This is a genomic window from Paenibacillus agaridevorans (assembly GCF_003112455.1).
Lineage (GTDB): Bacteria > Bacillota > Bacilli > Paenibacillales > Paenibacillaceae > Pristimantibacillus > Pristimantibacillus agaridevorans.
The window spans coordinates 1-473 of record NZ_BDQX01000158.1; the positions used below are offsets into that span (position 1 = coordinate 1).

The 473-nt window shown below is 38.1% G+C and carries 1 pseudogene; it reads left to right on the plus strand.

From position 1 onward, the window contains the following. Positions 1-88: 88 nt before the first annotated feature. A pseudogene (locus tag PAT3040_RS13900) lies at positions 89-473 on the plus strand (IS4-like element ISTeha3 family transposase); the annotation flags it as partial.

The following is a 473-nucleotide window of genomic DNA, read 5'->3' on the forward strand; positions in this document are numbered from 1 at the left end:
TGACTTTTTTAACAAAAGATACAAAAAGAACTCGCTTTGTTTTATAATTGATTTACCACAAATCAAAGACAAAGGAGTTCTTGCCCTTATGATACACTTAAAAGCCATCAAAAATCAATTACCAAATGAAGTAAAAGCGACTTTTTCCGAATTAAAGGTGCCTTCCTTTTTGCGTCAAGCTCACATCCACAAGCAAAAAGGCTATTCCGTCGCAGTCATCTTTACTTTTCTTTTTTCTTTAGTCTTTAAAGGCAAATCGCTTCATCAAGTCCTTTCTGGACGTGAGGCGGACCAATGGATGAAAAAAGATACGGTCTATCGTTTGATGAACGATCCTCACAATAACTGGCGGACCTTTCTTCTTCGTTTCAGTACTTCGGTGATCGAAAAGATCCATCGTCTGACGGATCCTCAAACTCATCTACGCACCTTGATTTTAGACGATTCTACCTTTTATCGAAATCGGAGTCAAA